17 protein-coding genes are annotated in these 16,900 nt (G+C 71.8%); 4 read left to right on the forward strand and 13 right to left on the reverse strand.

The window, feature by feature from the left end:
• The first annotated feature begins 203 nt into the window (after positions 1 to 203).
• Complete coding sequence (locus OG439_RS43435; RefSeq protein WP_326946195.1) at positions 204 to 1,943, forward strand: glycerol-3-phosphate dehydrogenase/oxidase; 1,740 nt, start codon at positions 204 to 206, stop codon at positions 1,941 to 1,943.
• Positions 1,944 to 2,207: 264 nt separating this feature from the next.
• Here the strand turns inward: OG439_RS43435 and OG439_RS43440 are convergent, their stop codons facing one another.
• From OG439_RS43440 to OG439_RS43480, 9 genes are all read right to left on the reverse strand, one after another.
• Entirely contained in the window at positions 2,208 to 2,738 is a 531-nt protein-coding gene (locus OG439_RS43440) for a GNAT family N-acetyltransferase (RefSeq protein WP_326946196.1), read from the reverse strand.
• 81 nt (positions 2,739 to 2,819) lie between these two features.
• Positions 2,820 to 3,836 carry a hypothetical protein gene (locus OG439_RS43445; RefSeq protein ID WP_326946197.1) on the reverse strand — a complete coding sequence of 339 codons (1,017 nt, stop codon included), beginning with the start codon at positions 3,834 to 3,836 and terminating at the stop codon, positions 2,820 to 2,822.
• Between the two features lie 91 nt (positions 3,837 to 3,927).
• Positions 3,928 to 4,950, reverse strand: a complete 1,023-nt coding sequence (locus OG439_RS43450) for a hypothetical protein (protein ID WP_326946198.1) — start codon at positions 4,948 to 4,950, stop codon at positions 3,928 to 3,930.
• 66 nt (positions 4,951 to 5,016) lie between these two features.
• Positions 5,017 to 5,628 (reverse strand): response regulator transcription factor, encoded by a 612-nt coding sequence (locus tag OG439_RS43455; protein ID WP_326946199.1) that lies wholly within the window; start codon positions 5,626 to 5,628, stop codon positions 5,017 to 5,019.
• Positions 5,625 to 6,809 carry a sensor histidine kinase gene (locus OG439_RS43460; RefSeq protein WP_326951761.1) on the reverse strand — a complete coding sequence of 395 codons (1,185 nt, stop codon included), beginning with the start codon at positions 6,807 to 6,809 and terminating at the stop codon, positions 5,625 to 5,627. The genes OG439_RS43455 and OG439_RS43460 overlap by 4 nt, the downstream gene beginning before the upstream one ends.
• A 22-nt stretch (positions 6,810 to 6,831) precedes the next feature.
• Positions 6,832 to 7,221: a DUF1707 SHOCT-like domain-containing protein gene (locus OG439_RS43465; protein ID WP_247060845.1), complete on the reverse strand. Its 390-nt coding sequence runs from the start codon at positions 7,219 to 7,221 to the stop codon at positions 6,832 to 6,834.
• Between the two features lie 7 nt (positions 7,222 to 7,228).
• Positions 7,229 to 7,771 (reverse strand): DUF1707 SHOCT-like domain-containing protein, encoded by a 543-nt coding sequence (locus OG439_RS43470; RefSeq protein WP_326946200.1) that lies wholly within the window; start codon positions 7,769 to 7,771, stop codon positions 7,229 to 7,231.
• A 58-nt stretch (positions 7,772 to 7,829) separates the two neighbouring features.
• Positions 7,830 to 9,623 (reverse strand): acetyl/propionyl/methylcrotonyl-CoA carboxylase subunit alpha, encoded by a 1,794-nt coding sequence (locus OG439_RS43475; RefSeq protein WP_326946201.1) that lies wholly within the window; start codon positions 9,621 to 9,623, stop codon positions 7,830 to 7,832.
• Between the two features lie 106 nt (positions 9,624 to 9,729).
• Positions 9,730 to 10,014, reverse strand: a complete 285-nt coding sequence (locus OG439_RS43480) for an SAV_915 family protein (RefSeq protein WP_247060851.1) — start codon at positions 10,012 to 10,014, stop codon at positions 9,730 to 9,732.
• A gap of 158 nt (positions 10,015 to 10,172) precedes the next feature.
• Here OG439_RS43480 and OG439_RS43485 point away from each other — a divergent pair, with 158 nt between their 5' ends.
• Positions 10,173 to 10,910 carry a hypothetical protein gene (locus tag OG439_RS43485; protein ID WP_326946202.1) on the forward strand — a complete coding sequence of 246 codons (738 nt, stop codon included), beginning with the start codon at positions 10,173 to 10,175 and terminating at the stop codon, positions 10,908 to 10,910.
• Between the two features lie 65 nt (positions 10,911 to 10,975).
• On the opposite strand, the gene OG439_RS43490 is transcribed toward OG439_RS43485, so the two are convergent.
• On the reverse strand, positions 10,976 to 12,328 hold the full coding sequence (locus OG439_RS43490; protein ID WP_326946203.1) for a dicarboxylate/amino acid:cation symporter: 1,353 nt from the start codon (positions 12,326 to 12,328) through the stop codon (positions 10,976 to 10,978).
• Positions 12,329 to 12,428: 100 nt separating this feature from the next.
• A complete protein-coding gene (locus OG439_RS43495; protein WP_326946204.1) occupies positions 12,429 to 13,061 on the reverse strand; it encodes a Maf family protein in 633 nt (210 codons plus the stop codon).
• A 105-nt stretch (positions 13,062 to 13,166) separates the two neighbouring features.
• Between OG439_RS43495 and OG439_RS43500 the strand changes: the two genes are divergently transcribed.
• The gene (locus tag OG439_RS43500) at positions 13,167 to 13,301 is read left to right on the forward strand and encodes a hypothetical protein (RefSeq protein ID WP_256475964.1); all 135 of its coding nucleotides are present in this window, start codon (positions 13,167 to 13,169) and stop codon (positions 13,299 to 13,301) included.
• 561 nt (positions 13,302 to 13,862) lie between these two features.
• Here OG439_RS43500 and OG439_RS43505 read toward each other — a convergent pair.
• Together OG439_RS43505 and OG439_RS43510 are read right to left on the reverse strand one after the other, a co-directional pair.
• Positions 13,863 to 15,479, reverse strand: coding sequence for a DHA2 family efflux MFS transporter permease subunit (locus tag OG439_RS43505; protein WP_326946205.1), 1,617 nt, complete (start codon positions 15,477 to 15,479; stop codon positions 13,863 to 13,865).
• Positions 15,460 to 16,086: a PadR family transcriptional regulator gene (locus tag OG439_RS43510; RefSeq protein WP_247060859.1), complete on the reverse strand. Its 627-nt coding sequence runs from the start codon at positions 16,084 to 16,086 to the stop codon at positions 15,460 to 15,462. Before OG439_RS43510 ends, OG439_RS43505 begins: the two co-directional genes overlap by 20 nt.
• A 175-nt stretch (positions 16,087 to 16,261) precedes the next feature.
• On the opposite strand from OG439_RS43510, the gene OG439_RS43515 reads away from it, so the two are divergent.
• Complete coding sequence (locus OG439_RS43515; protein ID WP_326946206.1) at positions 16,262 to 16,885, forward strand: nucleotidyltransferase domain-containing protein; 624 nt, start codon at positions 16,262 to 16,264, stop codon at positions 16,883 to 16,885.
• The last annotated feature ends 15 nt before the right edge of the window (positions 16,886 to 16,900 follow it).

Below are 16,900 nucleotides of genomic sequence, written 5' to 3' on the forward strand. Positions count from 1 at the left end.
GGTCGATCACGGCGTGCCACGGCACCGTTGCCGACCCACGTCCGGGCGACGTTACCCGGGCGTATAAGCCTGGTCCAAGGACCGGCTAGCGCAATCTTTTCAAGATCGCGGAGGGTTACGCCACATGTGTCCTCCGCGAACGGGCGGAGGATCACCAGGTCGTGCAATGCTGGAAGCCTCGCCGGCTCGAGGAGGACTGTCACGTGGCAAGCGCGCAGCACGCAGCGGAGACGAACCCGGCTCGACTGGGCCCGCGCAAGCGGGAGGAGACCTGGCAGCGGCTGGGCAAGGAGACCTTCGACGTCGTCGTGATCGGCGGCGGCGTGGTCGGCGCGGGCACGGCGCTGGACGCCGCCACCCGCGGGCTGCGGGTCGCGCTCGTCGAGGCGCGGGATCTCGCGTCGGGCACGTCGAGCCGGTCGAGCAAGCTCTTCCACGGCGGCCTGCGTTACCTGGAACAGCTCGAATTCGGGCTGGTCCGGGAAGCGCTTCGCGAGCGTGAGCTGATGCTGACGACGATTGCACCCCATCTGGTGAAGCCGGTCAGTTTCCTCTACCCGCTGACGCACCGCGTCTGGGAGCGGCCGTACACCGCCGCCGGCCTGCTGATGTACGACACGATGGGCGGCTCCAAGAGCGTCCCGGGGCAGAAGCACCTGACCCGCGCGGGCGCGCTGCGGATGGTGCCGGCGCTCAAGCGGTCCGCGCTGATCGGCGGGATCCGCTACTACGACGCGCAGTCCGACGACGCCCGCCACACCATGACGGTGGCGCGGACCGCGGCGCACTACGGCGCGATCGTGCGGACGTCGACCCAGGTGGTCGGGTTCCTGCGCGAAGCCGACCGGGTGTCCGGCGTGCGCGTGCGCGACGTCGAAGACGGGCGGGAGACGGAGATCTCGGCGGCCGTCGTGATCAACTGCACCGGCGTCTGGACCGACGAGCTGCAGCGCCTTTCGGGCGGCCGCGGGCGGTTCCGGGTGCGGGCGAGCAAGGGCGTGCACATCGTCGTCCCGCGCGACCGGATCGTGTCGGAGTCGGGGATGATCCTGCGCACCGAGAAGTCGGTGCTGTTCGTCATTCCGTGGCGCAATCACTGGATCGTGGGCACCACGGACACGGACTGGAACCTCGACCTCGCGCACCCGGCGGCGACCAAGCACGACATCGACTACCTGCTGGAGCACGTCAACAGCGTCCTGGCGACGCCGTTGACGCACGACGACATCGAAGGTGTGTACGCCGGCCTTCGCCCGCTGCTGGCGGGGGAGAGCGAAGAGACGTCGAAGCTTTCGCGCGAGCACGCGGTGGCGCGGGTGGCGCCGGGCCTGGTCGCGATCGCGGGCGGCAAGTACACGACCTACCGGGTGATGGCGGCGGACGCCGTCGACGCGGCGGCGGTCGACCTGCCGGGCCGCTCGCAGCCGTCGATCACGGACAAGGTCCCGCTGATCGGCGCGGACGGTTACCACGCGCTGGTCAACCAGGCCGACCACCTGGCCGCGGAGCACGGCCTGCACCCCTATCGGGTGAGGCACCTGCTGGACCGCTACGGCTCGCTGGTGCACGAGGTGCTGGCGCTCGCGGAGGGCCGCCCGGAGCTGCTCAAGCCGATCGAGCACGCGCCGGACTACCTGGGCGTCGAGGTGGTGTACGCGGCCGCGCACGAGGGCGCGCTGCACCTCGAGGACGTCCTGGCCCGCCGCACGCGCATCTCGATCGAGTACGCCCACCGCGGCGCCGACTGCGCGGAACAGGTTGCGGACCTGGTGGGCGAGGTCCTCGGCTGGTCACCCGAAACGGTGAAGCGCGAGGTGGAGGTCTACCGCGCACGGGTCGAGGCGGAACGCGAGTCCCAGTCCCAGCCGAGCGACGAGGCGGCGGACGCGTTGCGGATCGCGGCCCCGGAGGCCCGCTCGGGCATCGTGGCGCCGGTCAGCTGATCGCGGGCTTTCCGTGGTCGAACCGTCTGCGGCCTGGCTGCCAGGCGGTTCGCCACGGCGGGCCGTCAGGCGGTTCGACCACGGCAGGCCGTCAGGCGGCTTGCCGTGGCGTTTGTCCACAGGCTCCCCGCCTTGTGGGCAACTCGGGCGCCGGCGCCCTTTTGGGCGGGTTTCGTCCGAGGGCGCCGATAGACTGGCCTAGGGGCCGCCCCCCAGGGAAGGGTGGGGGGAGTTTCGGCCGGCGACGTTGGATGGCCGGTGCGGCTAGGACGTGCGGTGCCAGCGGATCAGGCGCTCGCCCGTGGGGGCCGGGTGGTCTTCGGGGCCCAGCAAGGTGAATCCGCAGCGTTCCGCGACTATTGCCGACGCCGTGTTGCTCTCCTCGTAGCGGTAGCTGACCTCCGTCAGCCCCAGGCCGCCGAAACCGAAGCGCAGGGCCGCGTTCAACGCCGTTGTCGCTATGCCCTTGCCTCGCTCGGCGGGGTGGATCCAGATCGTCGCCTCCGCGTACTCCGCGTCCAGGCTCAGCTCGCGCAGGCCCACCTCGCCCAGTAGCCGTCCTGACGTCGGCTCGGCGATCGCCCACGAGCAGCGCTCGTCGCCCGCCCATTGGGCCGCTCGGAGGGTCACGTACTCCGTGGCCTCGTCCAGGGTGCGCAGGCGGTAGTTCAGGACGTACTTGCGGTGCGTCGGGTCGGCGAACGCCTCCATCAGCACCGCGCGGTCGTCGATGTGCCGGTCGGCGCGCAGCTGGCGTAGGTAGTACGTGCCCGCGTTGATCTCCACCGGTTCCACTCCGCCCAGCCTAGCCAGGCCGGCGGCACACCGCCCCCGGCCTGGCGATCAAGACGCGGTCAAGGCAAGAAGACTGCCCGGTTACGCAGGCAGCAGGCGCCAGATCACCGGCACCCCGCCCGCGTCCCGCGATCCGTTCGTGGCGAACCCGGCCAGCGAGCCGTCGTCGGCCGCGACGCGGGTTTCGAACACGGCGTAGCCGCTCGGGCCCCGGACGACGCCCGGGGTCGTGCCGCGCCACACCGCGCCGTTCCCGACGATCACCGGGCCCGACGGGTTGGGCACCAGCCCCGCCGTCAAGCCCCCGGAGTTGACGCTCAAGGCCATGCCGCCGCCTTCGAGCCCGACGGTCGTGTCCGGCGTGGTCCAGCGGGCCGCTTGCTCGCCGCCCCAGTTCCGGACGCCGACGACCACGCCCTTGCGGATCGCGAGGGCGGTCGCCTGGGAGGACGGGCTCGGCGACAGCCGCCGGAAGACGCCGTCCTTCCACAGGCCCGAGCCGGTGCCCGAGTTCACCAGGATCGTGCCGTCGTCGTCCAGGTCACGCGCGGACGAGACGTCCGCCGACTGCGGGATGATCACCGGCGCGCTCCCGCCGGCCCGCCACAGGACGACGGCGCCGGGCCCGTTGTCGGCCCGGTAGGCCTGGCCCAGCAGGTCGCCGTTCGTGTTGATCGCGAGGCCGAACACGTAGTCGTAGCCCGCCGGGACGTCCTTGAGGTGGAACCCGGTCGCGTCCAGCACGAACGCCCGGCTGATCATCGTCTGGTAGTCGTGCGCGGTGCCCGCCACCTGCCCGGACGGGTTCTCGTCGTTGGCGTCCGCCCGCTCGTACCCGCTCGGCAGGCCGCGCACCACGGGCTGCCCGCCGCGCCAGCTGACGACCTGCGTCACGTCGTTCACCCGGAACGTCCCGGTGTACTCGCCCTTCCCGTCCGAACCGGTCAGGAACCCGCCGCTGCTGCCCGGCGGCAGCGGCAGGACCGTCGGCTGCCACGGGAGACGGCTCGTCACGGCTTCGGCGGGCTGCGCCAGCGCCGCCACGGTGAGCGTGGCGACGACGGGCGCCACGGCCCGCACCCAGAACTTGCTCTTCATCGGCTTTCTCCCTTTCCCCCGACCTGCAAGATCACCACGTCGCAGGCCGGGGTCCGGTTGCCCGGCGAAAGGAGCAATCCGCCGAAACGGGTCAGCGCAGGGAATACCGCCACACCGCCGGCCGGCCGGTGTTCGTCGTCGGCTCGCTGTTGGCCACGGTGCCCGCGACGACGCCGTCGTCGCCGACGACCTCCGCCCACGCCGCCGCGAAACCCGGGGCCGGCGGCAGCGTGCCGTACGGCTGCGTGCCCAGCCAGACCCGCAGCGGGCTGAACCGGCCCGTCGAGACGTCGCCGTAGCCGACGACCAGGCCGGTCCGGTTGACGCCGAACGCCGCGCCCGAGCCGGGCAGCACCACCGGGTCGGCCGGGGTGCGCCACTGGACGCCGCCCGGGGTCTGGTCCGCGGTGGCGAAGTTGCCGACCACCTGGCCGGTCCGGACGGCGGCCGCGTGCACGGAGCCGGCGCCCGGCGGGGCCGTCAGCCGGGTGAACGTGCCGTCCTTCCAGAGCACGGCACCCGGGAACGAGTCGGCCAGCACGCTCCCGTCGTCGTCGACGTCGGTCGCCGACAGGTACGGGCCCCCGGTGATCACCACCGGGTGCTCCCGGTCTTCCGCGCGCCAGAGCAGCACCTCCGGGTCTTCGGCGGACCACCCGGACGCGGTGGCGACGACGTCACCCCGTTCGTTGATGGCCGCCGCCGACACGTACGGCCGGTCGGCGGGCCGCGGCAGCAACCGGAACTTCCCGGCCTCCAGCAGGAACACCTGCCGCTGGAACGAGGCGTCGGCGACGTCGCCGAGCACGGTCCCCGCGGAGTTCTCGTCCGCGACCGCGGGCGACTGGAGCCCGGCCGGCAGCGGGTGGACCGTCGCCTGCGTGCCCGACCACGTCACGACCTGGGATGCCCCGTCCAGCACCAGGTTCCCGGCGAAGCCGCCGTGGCTGTCGGTGCCGCGCACCCAGCCCGTCGCGCCCGGGTACCCGGCAGGCGACGGCAGCAGCTCCACCCGCCAGGTGCCGAGCGAGGCCTCCGCGGACTGGGTGAGCGTGGTGGTGAGCAAGGCCGCGGCCGCCAGCACGGCGACACGCCTCGCGAATCCGAAAGTCATCCGATTCCCTCCCCGGGTTCGATGTGACCGACACGCGTCAGCACCGCGACGGGTTTAGGGCGGGATTCAGAGCAGGTCGCGGCGGTAGGCCTCGCCGACGGCCGCCGCGCGGTCGTTCACCCCGAGCTTCGCGTACGCGTTCAGCAGGTGGGTCTTCACGCTCGCCTCGCTGACGAACAGCTGCCGCGCCGCCGCGCGGTTCGTCGCCCCGGCCGCCACCAGGCGCAGGACCTCCAGCTCACGGCGGGTCAGCGGCCCGGCCTGGCGAAAGCCGCCCAGCACCCGGCTCGCGACGCTCGGCGCCAGCACCGGCTCCCCGCGGGCCGCCGCGCGGACGGCGTTCAGCAGGTCCGCGACCGGGGCGTCCTTCAGCAGGTAGCCCGTCGCGCCGGCCTCGATCGCCGGGAGGACGTCGGTCTCCGCGTCGTACGTCGTCAGCACCAGGACGCGCACCGCGGGGTGGGAGACGGCGAGCCGGCGGATCGCGCCGACGCCGTCCAGTTCCGGCATGCGCAGGTCCATCAGCACGACGTCGGGGTGGTGCCGGGCCACGAGGGCCAGCGCCTCCACCCCGGACGCCGCTTCGCCGACGACCTCGATGTCGGCCTCGCCGGTGAACGCGCCGCGGAGGCCGTCGCGGACGACCGGGTGGTCGTCGGTGACGACGACCCGGATCACGACGCCGCCGGCAGTGCCGGGACCTGGGCGTTGACCGCCGTGCCGCCGCCCGGGGTGCTCTCGACCGACAACGTCCCCGCCACTCGCTGGACGCGGTGGCGCATCGCCGCCAGCCCGAAGCCGGTGCCGTCGCCGCGGTCACCAGGGCTGAACCCGACGCCGTCGTCGACGACGTCCAGCAGCACGACGTCGTCCGAATAGGACAGTGTCAGCCCGATCCGGGACGCCTTCGCGTGCTTCTCCGCGTTGGCCAGCGCTTCTTGCGCGACGCGGTAGAGCGTGACCTCGACTTCGGGCAGCAGCGGCCGGACGTCGCCGGTGGTTTCGGTGCGCACGGCCACCCCGGACGTCTCGGCGACGCGGCCCGCCAGGTCGGAAAGGGCTTCCGGCAGCCGGGACTCGGCCAGTGGTTCGGGGCGCAGCGCCTGCACCGCGCGCCGCGCTTCGCTGAGGCTGTCGCGCGCCAAGGTGCGCACCTGGGCCAGCCGGCGGTCGCGGCCCGGGCCGTCCTCGCGGTCGGCGGCCTGCAGCTGCGTGACGATCCCGGTCAGGCCCTGGGCCAGCGTGTCGTGGATTTCGCGGGCCATCCGCTGCCGCTCGTCGAGCACACCGGCCTCGCGCGCCCGGGTCAGCAGCTGCGCGTGCAGGCCCGCGTTCTCCGCCAGCGCCGCTTCCAGCCGGGTGTTCGTCTTGCGCCGCTTCTCGCTCTCCGCGCCGACGAACCAGGCCGCGTACAGCAGCGGCCCGACGACCGAGGCGACCAGCACCCACGTCGGGCTCCGCGGGTCCGAGCCGTTGACGAGCATCGGCAGCACGGCGGTCGCGGCCACCGCGAAGAACCCCCAGCGGGCCGGGAACAGCACGAACGCGAGCGGGTAGCCGAACGACGCGAACCCGGTGAACAGGTCGTTGCGCGCCACCAGCACGAGCGCGCCCGCGAGGACACCGGCGTAGTAGCCGGCGGCCAGCCACGGGTGCGCCTTCCGGCGCGGGAACAGCGGGATCAGCAGCGGCAGCCACAGCGCGGTGACCACGACGACGACCAGCGTGGTGCCCCAGTGCGCGTCGCGGCCGGCCGCCCAGAACGAGCACGCGACGAGGCTGGCCAAGCCGACGAAGGTGAAGATCGGCCCGGCCAGCCGCTCACCCCGGGCGTCCAGCGCGCCCGGAACCACGCCCATCACGGGGCCGATTCTCGCAGGTTCAGCGCCGGCGGCGGAGCCCCGCGAGCATCGCGATCACCAGTGGCAGCGCGATCGAGATGATCAGCAGCCGCCCGCGGCTGAGGATGAGCACCGCGATCGCGACGACGATGGCGATCGGCACCGCGCTCGCGTTCAGGAAGCGCGTCACGGTGCTTTCCCCGGTCACCACCGGGACCCCGGGCGCGGCGGCGCCACCCACCAGGGCGCTGGGCCGGGGTGAGGGCAGGTCGTCGAACAGCGGGATGAGCTCGCTGACCCGCTTGGCCGCGGCGACCTGCGCGGAGCGGGTGCCGTACTCGTCGATGTCGAGGCGTCCGGTGCGGACGTGCTCTTCGAGGACGTCGAGGGCGTCCTGACGCTCGGCGTCGCTCAGGCGGATGTCGCTCACGACGGCGTCAGCGGCCCAGTTCGCGCCGGCGGTCGCGGTAGGAGTCGCGCACCTCGCGGCGGCGCTCCCGGTCGTGCAGGTGCCGCTCGTGGTGGTCTTGGTCGTGGTTCCAGCCGTGGCCCCACATCGACTTGCCGACCACGGTCAGCCCGATCGGGACGAAGATGATCGGCCAGGCCAGCGTGCCGGTGGCGATCAGCGCGATCGCCGCGATGAAGGCCAGCGGCACGATCGCGGCGAGGAACCGCTGCGCCGGCGCCCAGTTCTCGGGCGAGCCGGACCGCTGCTGCGCGGGCACGGCCTGCTTGTCCGGCTCGGGCGCGGCCACGGCGGCCTGCGGCGTTTCGTCGTAGTGGGGGTGGGGCGAGGGCAGATCCGCGAAGAGCTCGGTGAGCTCGCCGCGCGTCTTGGCCGCGGTGATGCGGGCCGAGCGCTCGCCGTACTCGTCGATGTCGATCCGCCCCGCGGTCATGTGCTCACCGAGCGCGGTCAACGCGGACTCGCGGTTCTGGTCGCTGATCCGCAGCTGCGGAGACGGGACTTCGGTCACCTTGCCGATGGTAGGCCGCCTCGGGGGCGGCCCACCACGACATCTGTAACGAACTGTCCTACTTGATCTCGAGAAGCTGCGTGCCCTGCGTCACGGCGGCGCCGACTTCGACCGAAAGGCCGGTGACGGTGCCCGCTTTGTGCGCGGTGACCGGGTTCTCCATCTTCATCGCCTCGAGGACGACGATCAGCTCGCCGGCCTCGACCGACTGGCCCTCTTCGACGGCGACCTTGACGATGGTGCCCTGCATCGGCGCGGTGACGGCGTCACCACTCACCGCCGCCTTGCCGCCGCCGGCGCGCTTGCGCGGCTTCGCCTTGACGGCCGTGCCGCCGCCACCGCCGCCTTCGAGCGCGAACCCGCCGGGCAGCGACACCTCGAGGCGGCGTCCGCCGACCTCGACGACGACGTTGTGCCGGGGCTCCTCTTCGGGCGCCTCGACGTCCGGCGCCACGAACGGCTCGATCCGGTTGTCGAACTCCGTCTCGATCCAGCGGGTGTGCACGCTGAAGCCGTTTTCGTCACCGATGAACGCCGGGTCGTCGACGATCACGCGGTCGAACGGCAGCACCGTGGCCATGCCCTCGACGACCATCTCGGCCAGGGCGCGGCGGCTGCGTTCGAGGGCGTTGTTGCGGTCCGAGCCGGTGACGATCAGCTTCGCCAGCATCGAGTCGAACTGGCCGCCGATCACGCTGCCGGACTCGACGCCGGAGTCGACGCGGACGCCGGGGCCGCTCGGCGCGAGGAACTTCGTGACCGTGCCCGGCGCGGGCAGGAAGCCGCGGCCGGCGTCCTCGCCGTTGATGCGGAACTCGATCGAGTGACCGCGGGGCTCGGGGTCCTCGGTGATCCGGAGCTTCTCGCCGCGCGCGATGCGGAACATCTCGCGGACCAGGTCGAGGCCGGTGGTCTCCTCGGAGACCGGGTGCTCGACCTGCAGGCGCGTGTTGACCTCGAGGAAGGAGATGGTGCCGTCGGTGGCGACGAGGTACTCGACCGTGCCGGCGCCGTAGTAGCCGGCTTCCTTGCAGATCGCCTTCGCCGACTCGTGGATCCGGGCGCGCTGGTCGTCGGACAGGAAGGGCGCGGGCGCCTCTTCGACGAGCTTCTGGTGCCGCCGCTGCAGCGAGCAGTCGCGGGTGCCGACGACGATCGCGTTGCCGTGCTGGTCGGCCAGCACCTGCGCCTCGACGTGGCGCGGCTTGTCCAGGTAGCGCTCGACGAAGCACTCGCCGCGGCCGAACGCCGCGACGGCCTCGCGCGTGGCCGACTCGAACAGCTCCGGGATCTCTTCGCGGGTGCGCGCGACCTTGAGGCCGCGGCCACCGCCGCCGAACGCGGCCTTGATGGCCACCGGCAGGCCGTGCTCGTCGGCGAACGCGACGATCTCGCTCGCGTCCTTCGCCGGCTCCTTGGTGCCCGGCACCAGCGGCGCGCCCGCGCGCGTCGCGATGTGCCGCGCGGTGACCTTGTCGCCGAGGTCGCGGATGGCCTGCGGGCTCGGCCCGATCCAGGTCAGCCCGGCGTCGATGACCGCCTGGGCGAAGTCGGCGTTCTCGGAGAGGAAGCCGTAGCCCGGGTGCACCGAGTCGGCGCCGGCGTGCTTCGCGGCCTCGAGCAGCTTGTCGACGGACAGGTAGCTCTCGGCGGCCGTGGTGCCGCCCAGCGCGAAGGCCTCGTCGGCCAGGCGCACGTGCGGTGCGTCGCGGTCCGGATCGGCGTACACCGCGACACTGGCGAGGCCAGCGTCCCTGGCGGCTCTGATCACGCGTACCGCGATCTCGCCCCGGTTGGCGACCAGGATCTTGGTCACCGGACCACCGGTGGATTCGCCGACCTGCTCGGCCACCCCGCACCTCCTGCGTCCCGACAGCTGCATTGCTGACCGCTCACGCGGTACGGGGGAGTCTACGGACAGGACGGCACGAGTCTCCGGAGTGAGAGCTGAACCACGCTCAGACGAGCGTCGGGCTGTGGCGCAGGTCGTCCGGCAGCGGCGAGTCGAGCACGATCACGTCGTACGGGTTCGCGGCGTGCACCTTCGGCAGGTGCTCGGTGCTGACCAGCACCCACGGCTGGTGCTCGCCGCAGCAGTCGATCAGCCGGTCCAGCGCGGTGAAGGCGACCAGCGCCGTCCGGCCGTCCGGCGTGCGGCGCAGCTCGATCGACGCGCCCTGGGCTTCGCGGCTGGCGGGGCCGGTGGGGAGGTACAGCGCGGGGGGAAGGCTGGGGTTCGTCACCCGGACAACATAACCGGACACTCTCCGCTGTTCGTGCCCCCTTCGGGGCGTCCCCCTTTCGTGGGGTCGCGGTGAGGTGGTGCACCCCCGGGGGATTTCAGCCACACCCGCCGGGGCGCTGCCCACGCACGGTGGCGAAGCGGCTTACGCTCTGTCTTATGCGGACTTCGGCAGTGCGGACGCCTCGGTCGGCGCTGCTCACCGCCGTGCTGGCCGCGGTGATCACGCTCGGCGCGATCGGCGCCGTGTTCCTGCTGCGCCCGCGCCCGGACGCGCCGGCGGACACCGTCTCCGAGCCCGCGGCCGGCACCGAGCCGCCCGCCGTGACCTGCGGCGGCGGCCCGTGCCGCCAGCTCGCGGCGATGACCGTCGGCGGTACGCCGGTGGTGCTGCTGACCGACGCGGCCGGCGGTTCGGCGCAGGTGCGCGTCGGCCCGGAGCCGGGCACCGTGTTCGACCTGTCGCTCGCGCAGCTGGGGGCCCGGCTCGACGCGAACTCGCTGACCTGCATCGACGGCGTGGCGCCGACGTGCCTGATCCGCGGCGACGTCGGGGACGACGGCACCGGGGACGACGGCTCCGGCGCCTACGGCGAGCTGCTCGTCCGCGGTGGCGGAGTGTGGCGCGACCCGGGCAAGCCGTACTTCGCCGACGCCGGGACGCTCACGCTCTACGACGTCACGGCCGACGGCCGCCCGGACGTGATCGTGGTCCGCCACGACTGCCCGGACGCGGCGTCGGGCACACCCGAGTGCCAGGCGTCGCCGGTGCTGGGCGAGGTGTACGACGTGACGGGCAAGTCGCTCGGCTGCACCCGGAAGGTGACCGCGCCGTCGGACCTGCGCGGCTGGCCGGCCGTCCGCCTCACCCGCGCCGACCTGCGCGCCTGCCCCTGAAACGCCGTGAAGGCCCCCTTCCCGGCTCTTACGGCCGGTAAGGAGGCCTTCACGGCTTTGCGGGGTTACGCGTTGGCGGGTTCGGTCTGACGGGCGGTGGTGCCGTCGTCGCTGTGCTCCGGGTTGTCGGTCGGGGCGTTGAGGACCTCGTCGTCGAGGAGGCCTTCGCCGCGCGCGACGATCACCGGCACCGCGATCTGGCCGGCGACGTTCGTGGCCGTCCGCATCATGTCCATGATCGGGTTGACCGAGTAGATCAGCGCCAGGCCGACGGCCACCTGCTTGGCGTCGAGGCCGATGAACGACGTCGTCAGCGTGAACGCCGTCAGCCAGCCGGTGGTACCGGCCGTCGCCAGCGCGCCGACCACCGCGACCACCACGATGCCGGCGTACTGCCAGAAGTTGAGCGACACCCCGGCCAGGTTCGCGACGAAGATCGCCGCGATCGCCGGGAAGACCGCCGCGCAGCCGTCCATCTTCGTGGCGCTGCCGAGCGGCGTCGCGAAGGCCGCGTACGCCGGCTGGACGCCGAGGTTCACCGCGGACTGGCGGGTCAGCGGCAGCGTCGCGGCCGAAGACTGCGAAGCGAACGCGAACTGGATCGCCGTGCCCGCCTTGGCGAAGAACTTCAGCGGGCTGACCTTCGCCACGAACCGCAGCAGGATCGGGTAGACGACGAACAGCACGAGCAGGCAGCCGACGTACACCGCGAGCGTCGTCGAGAACAGCGGGCGGAACAGGGCATCGCCGTAGTTGGACACGGCCGCGCCGATCAGGCCGATGATGCCGAGCGGGGCGAGCCGGACGATCCAGCCGAGGTAGCGCTGGATGATCTCGAAGACGCTCGTCGTGAAGTCCACGAACGGCTTCGCGCGGTCGCCCAGGCTGTACGCGGCGGCGCCGATCACGAGCGCGAGGAACAGCACCTGCAGCGTCTCACCTTCCGAGAACGCCGAGAAGAAGTTCTCCGGCAGCAGGCCCTTGACGAACGCGCTCCACGAGCCCCAGCTGTCGACGCTCTTCGCGGCCCGGTCGGCGTTCTTCGCCGTCGCCTCGACGCCGCCGAGGCCGCCCGCGCCGGGGTCGAAGAGCCGGCCGACGGCGATGCCGATCAGCGACGCGATGAACGACGTGATCGCGAACCACAGCACCGTCTTGCCGCCCAGGCGCGCGGCCGTCCGGCCGCCGCCGAGCCCGCGCAGGCTGGTGATGCCGACCACGATCGCCGTGAAGACCAGCGGGATCACCGCGACCTGCAGCAGCGTGGTGAAGATGGTGCCGATCTGGTCGAGGAGATCGGTCAGCCAGCCGGCCTCGGTCTGCCGTGCGACGACGCCCAGGAGGGCGCCGACGACGAGCGAGCCGAGAACCGCGGCCGCGAACACCCGCGGTTTGGTGTATGTCCGTACGAAAGACACGGGGCGACTCCGGTGCTCGAAAGTTTCCAGTTCTGCCGGGTAAAGACGACGTCAAGCAGAACTGGACTCTTCCAAATCACCTCATCGGGTGGCGTTCTTCTCAGGATGCGGGAGGCCGCCAGAGATCCACGACACTCACGCCGACCTCGGCCAGCAGGCGGCGCGTCAGCGGGAGGCTGAGGCCGATGACGCTGGTGTGGTCGCCGTCGAGGCCTTCGATGAACCAGCCGCCCAGGCCGTCGATCGTGAACCCGCCGGCCACCCGCAGCGGCTCCCCGGTGCCGACGTAGGCGTCGATCTCCGCTTCGCTCGGCGTGCCGAACCGGACGGTCGTCGACATCGAGCCGGACGCCTCCTTCGCGCGCACCCCGCCGTCGAGCCGGACGACCGTGTGCCCGGTGAAGAGTTCACCGGTTGTCCCGGCCATCGCGGCCCAGCGCTGCCGCGCGATGTCCGGATCGCCCGGCTTGCCGACCATGGTGCCGTGGATGTTCAGCATCGAGTCGCAGGCGATCACGACGGCGTCCGGGTGCGCCGCGGCGACCTGGTCCAGCACCGCTTCGGCCTTGGCCGCGGCGAGCGCCATGACCAGCTCAGCGGGCGTCGGATCGGGCAGTGAAGCGGCGACGGCGTCCTCGTCGACGCCGGAGACGAACACGGCCGGGTCGAGACCGGCGGAGCGCAGGAGGGCGAGCCGGGCGGGGGACTGCGAGGCGAGGATGACCGAATGCACCCCCGGAACGTACCGGGGCGCCTGTCGTGACCGAATTGTGACCGGCGCCACACCCCGGGACGAGTTATTTTGTTGTTGCTCGCAACATATGCGCGGAGGTGGTTGATGACCGTGCGCGTGACGGACTCGCCCGCGACGTCGCGAGCGCCGTGGTGGGCGAAACGCCGGACCTCGAAGTCCCGGACGGCTCGCTCGTCGCCGGGTTCGGTGCCCGCGGCGTCGCCACCCGCGACGACCTGACCGACAGACCACCGCTCCCGCGGTCCGTGTGGGCCTCCGCTCCGGAACCCGACCTCCGGAACGGAGGCCCACACGGTTTCTCCCCCGGAACCGACCGGAGGCCGGCACCTTCCCCCGTGGGATGCCGGCCTCCGGACGTTCCGAGCCTCAGGCGGTCGCGGCGGTCGCGGCCTCGGCGGTCGCCGGAGCCGGGGTTTCCCTTGTGGTGCCGGTGTCCCGGTCGCGAGTGGCCCGTTCGTGCCGGGGTGGCGGTGCGAACGGCCCGTTCGTGCTCAGCCGGTGCGCCGCGAGTGGTCCGCCAGGGCCGCTGCTGAGAACGGCCACGGTCGGCCCGTTCGGTGCCGCTGACTTTCGTCGCGAAGGGACCGTTCGTAACACCTGCGTCGCGAACGGTCCGTTCGTGTCCCACTGTTCGCGTCGCGAACTGGCCGTTCGTGCCCGCCCAGCTGCGTCGCGAAGGGGTCACTCGCGCCACCGGCGGTGCGAACGGCCCGTTCGCGACCCCGGAAACGACCGGAGGCCGGCACCCCGCGGGATGCCGGCCTCCGGACGTTCCGAGCCTCAGGCCGTCGCGGCCTCGGCGGTCGCCGGGGCCGGGGTTTCCCAGCGCGGCTTGACCTTCCGCAGCATCGACGCCGAGATGACGCCCAGCAGCAGCACGCCCATCGGCAGCAGCATCGTCGCGCGGGCCGCGTCCGTCAGTCCACTGTGGACCGCTTCGGTGGCCAGCCGCCCGGCCTGCGCGGCGATCTCCGCCGGCAGTCCCGGCATCGGCGACGGGCCGCCCGACGAACCGAACTCACCCGTGTTCGCCGCGGCCTTGGCGATGCCCTCCGCGAACGGTGCCCGGTACTGCTCCGGCAGCTGCGTAGCCGCCTTCGTGGCTTCGTCCGCGATGGACGAGCTCACCTGCGCCTGCAGCATCACGCCGATCGCGGCGCTGCCGAGCACGCCGCCCACCTGGCGCGACGTGTTGAAGATGCCCGACGCCGTGCCGGCCAGCCGCGGCTCGACCGAGCCCATCGTCATGTTGCTCATCGGCGAGAAGATGCAGCCGATGCCCAGGCCGCACACCAGCAGCGCCGGGACGAAGCTCCACGGGTTGCTGTCCGGCGACGCCTGCAGCGCGATGATCCCCAGTCCGGCCGCGAGCGCGGCGAGCCCGAACATCACCAGGTACTTGCCGTTGACCTTGTCCGACGCGCGCCCGACGAACGGCGCCGCGATCCCCGACAGCAGCGACATCGGCGCGGTCAGCAGGCCGGCCATGGTCGGGGTCAGCCCGAGCACCGACTGGATGTAGATGACCAGCGGCAGGAACATGCCGGTCATCGCGAAGCCGACGGTCGTCGCGGTGAGCGTCCCGGCCGAGAAGTTCCGGTTCGAGAACACCTGCAGCGGCAGGAGCGGCTCACGCTTGTTGAAGCGTTGCCACACCACGAAAGCCACCAGCAGCAGCACGCCCGCGCCGATGATCTCGAACACGGTGATCCCGCCCCAGACCGTGCCCCAGTCGTACTGCTGGCCGTTCTGGACCCCGAACACGATCAGGAGCAGCGCCAGGCTCGAGAGCACGATGCCGACGACGTCGAACGCGTGCGAGTGCTTCGGCTGCCAGTCCGGCACCAGCAGCACCGTCAGGACGATGGCGATCACGCCGATCGGCACGTTGACGAAGAAGATCCACTCCCAGCCGAGGTGGTCCACCAGCACGCCGCCGAGCAGCGGGCCCGCGATCGTCGCCAGCCCGGCGACGCCGCCCCACATGCCCATCGCCGGGCCGCGCTTGGCCGGCGGGAACAGGTGCGTGATGAACGCGAGCGTCTGCGGCGTCATCAGCGCGGCGCCGAGACCCTGCACGGCGCGCGCGGCGATCAGCATCTCGACGTTGCCGGACAGGCCGCACCACAGCGACGCGCCGGTGAACACGACCAGGCCGGCGAGGAACACGCGCTTCGGGCCGAAGCGGTCGCCGAGGCGGCTGGTGAACAGCATCGGCACGGCGTAGGTGAGCAGGTAGACGCTGATCACCCAGACGACGGCGTTCAGCCCGGCGTTCAGCTCGCGCAGCATGGTCGGGATCGCGATCGACACGATGGTCGTGTCGAGCAGGATCATGAAGAAACCGAGGCACAGCGCGCTGAGCGCGGCCCAGGGGTTAGCTTGTCTTGCGTTCATCGTCGTCTTCCCTGGTGATGAGCGTGAGGTGGGGTGCGTCGCACTCCTGGAACGGGATCCGCCCGGAGCGCAGGTCGTCGCGGAGCCGTTCGGTCCACTCGAGCTCGAACTTGCGGTGGTCGCAGCTGTAGCGCCAATCCAGCCAGTAGATCTCCGGCGTCTGGTCCTCGACGAGGCTCCGCACGACCGCGTCGTCCGCGGCGACCGCGGCGCGCAGGTGCACCAGCCGGTTCTCGAGCTCGATGAGCGACGTCTCGCGCCCCAGTTCGTCGATCACGGCGAGCCCGGAGAGGTACGCGGGGAACTCCTGGGCGAGATCGCCCAGCAGTTCGCGGCCGCGCTGGTTGAACACGTCAAGCCCGGTCGGCGTCATGCCGTAGACGGTCCGTTCGGGCCGCCGGCCGTCGCGCTGCGTGTCGACGACCTGGATGTAGTTGTCCCGCTGGAGGCGCTCCACGGTGTGGTAGAGCGAGCCCGCCTTCACGTTGACGCGGGTGCTCACGTACCGCTCGCGCATGAGCTGGGCCATCTCGTACGGGTGCATGGGCTTCTCGTGCAGCAGTTCCAGCACGGCGAGGCCGAGGGGGGTCAGCTTGGCCGAAGCCATGATCGTTGGTCCCTCCGGGTGACTCCTGGTCGGTTATTCCACGTGGACTATACGGCGCAGACTATCCACCAGTCCACGCCGTCTTCTGTGACCGTGCGTACACGGTACGAACAGCCTCTACCTGTACTATGGTGCGGGTAGACGTACTATAGTACGGGTTCTGGAGAGGGTGGCGATGGAGCTGAGCAGGCCGCTGGCCACGGTGACCCCGACGTTGGACGGCGACGTGCTCGCCGCCCTGGCCGGCTACGAGGGCACGTTCACGACCGGTCAGCTGCACCGCGTCCTGGGCGCGCATTCGGAGGAGGGGATCCGGAAGGTCCTGCGGCGATTGGTGCTGCAGGGAATCGTGGGCGCGGACCGCGTCGGCAACGCGTTCGCCTACCGGTTCAACCGCGACCACCTCGCCGCGGAGCACATCATCGCGCTGTCGGGGCTGCGCGGGAAACTGCTCCAGCGCATCGAAGCCGCGCTGGATTCCTGGCGGCCGCAACCGAAGTACGGCGCGCTGTTCGGTTCGGCCGCGCGCGGTTCGATGACCGCCGAGAGCGACATCGACCTCGTGCTGATCCGCCCGGACGACGTCGACGAAGATCGCTGGGCCCTTCAGGTCGACGGCCTGGCTGCCGATGTTTCCCGCTGGACGGGTAATGACGCCCGGATCCTCGAATTCACCGTGACCGAGGTCGCCACCCGTGGCCGCGACGAGCCGGTGCTCGCCGACGTGCTGCGCGAGGGGCTCACCGTCGCCGGTCGTCACTCGTGGCTGGCCGGGCAGGTGCGCAAGGGAAAGAGCTGAAGTGCGGACAGGATC

It is taken from the genome of Amycolatopsis sp. NBC_01307 (assembly GCF_035975215.1).
In the GTDB taxonomy this organism is placed as follows: domain Bacteria; phylum Actinomycetota; class Actinomycetes; order Mycobacteriales; family Pseudonocardiaceae; genus Amycolatopsis.

Excerpts from the sequence above, each read along its gene's own strand:
- OG439_RS43450 (WP_326946198.1), bottom strand. The coding sequence starts at position 4,950 with ATGACTTTCGGATTCGCGAGGCGTGTCGCCGTGCTGGCGGCCGCGGCC.
- OG439_RS43515 (WP_326946206.1), top strand. The coding sequence starts at position 16,262 with ATGGAGCTGAGCAGGCCGCTGGCCACGGTGACCCCGACGTTGGACGGC.
- OG439_RS43510 (WP_247060859.1), bottom strand. The coding sequence starts at position 16,086 with ATGGCTTCGGCCAAGCTGACCCCCCTCGGCCTCGCCGTGCTGGAACTG.
- OG439_RS43500 (WP_256475964.1), top strand. The coding sequence starts at position 13,167 with ATGACCGTGCGCGTGACGGACTCGCCCGCGACGTCGCGAGCGCCGTGG.
- OG439_RS43485 (WP_326946202.1), top strand. The coding sequence starts at position 10,173 with ATGCGGACTTCGGCAGTGCGGACGCCTCGGTCGGCGCTGCTCACCGCC.
- OG439_RS43505 (WP_326946205.1), bottom strand. The coding sequence starts at position 15,479 with ATGAACGCAAGACAAGCTAACCCCTGGGCCGCGCTCAGCGCGCTGTGC.
- OG439_RS43445 (WP_326946197.1), bottom strand. The coding sequence starts at position 3,836 with ATGAAGAGCAAGTTCTGGGTGCGGGCCGTGGCGCCCGTCGTCGCCACG.
- OG439_RS43460 (WP_326951761.1), bottom strand. The coding sequence starts at position 6,809 with ATGGGCGTGGTTCCGGGCGCGCTGGACGCCCGGGGTGAGCGGCTGGCC.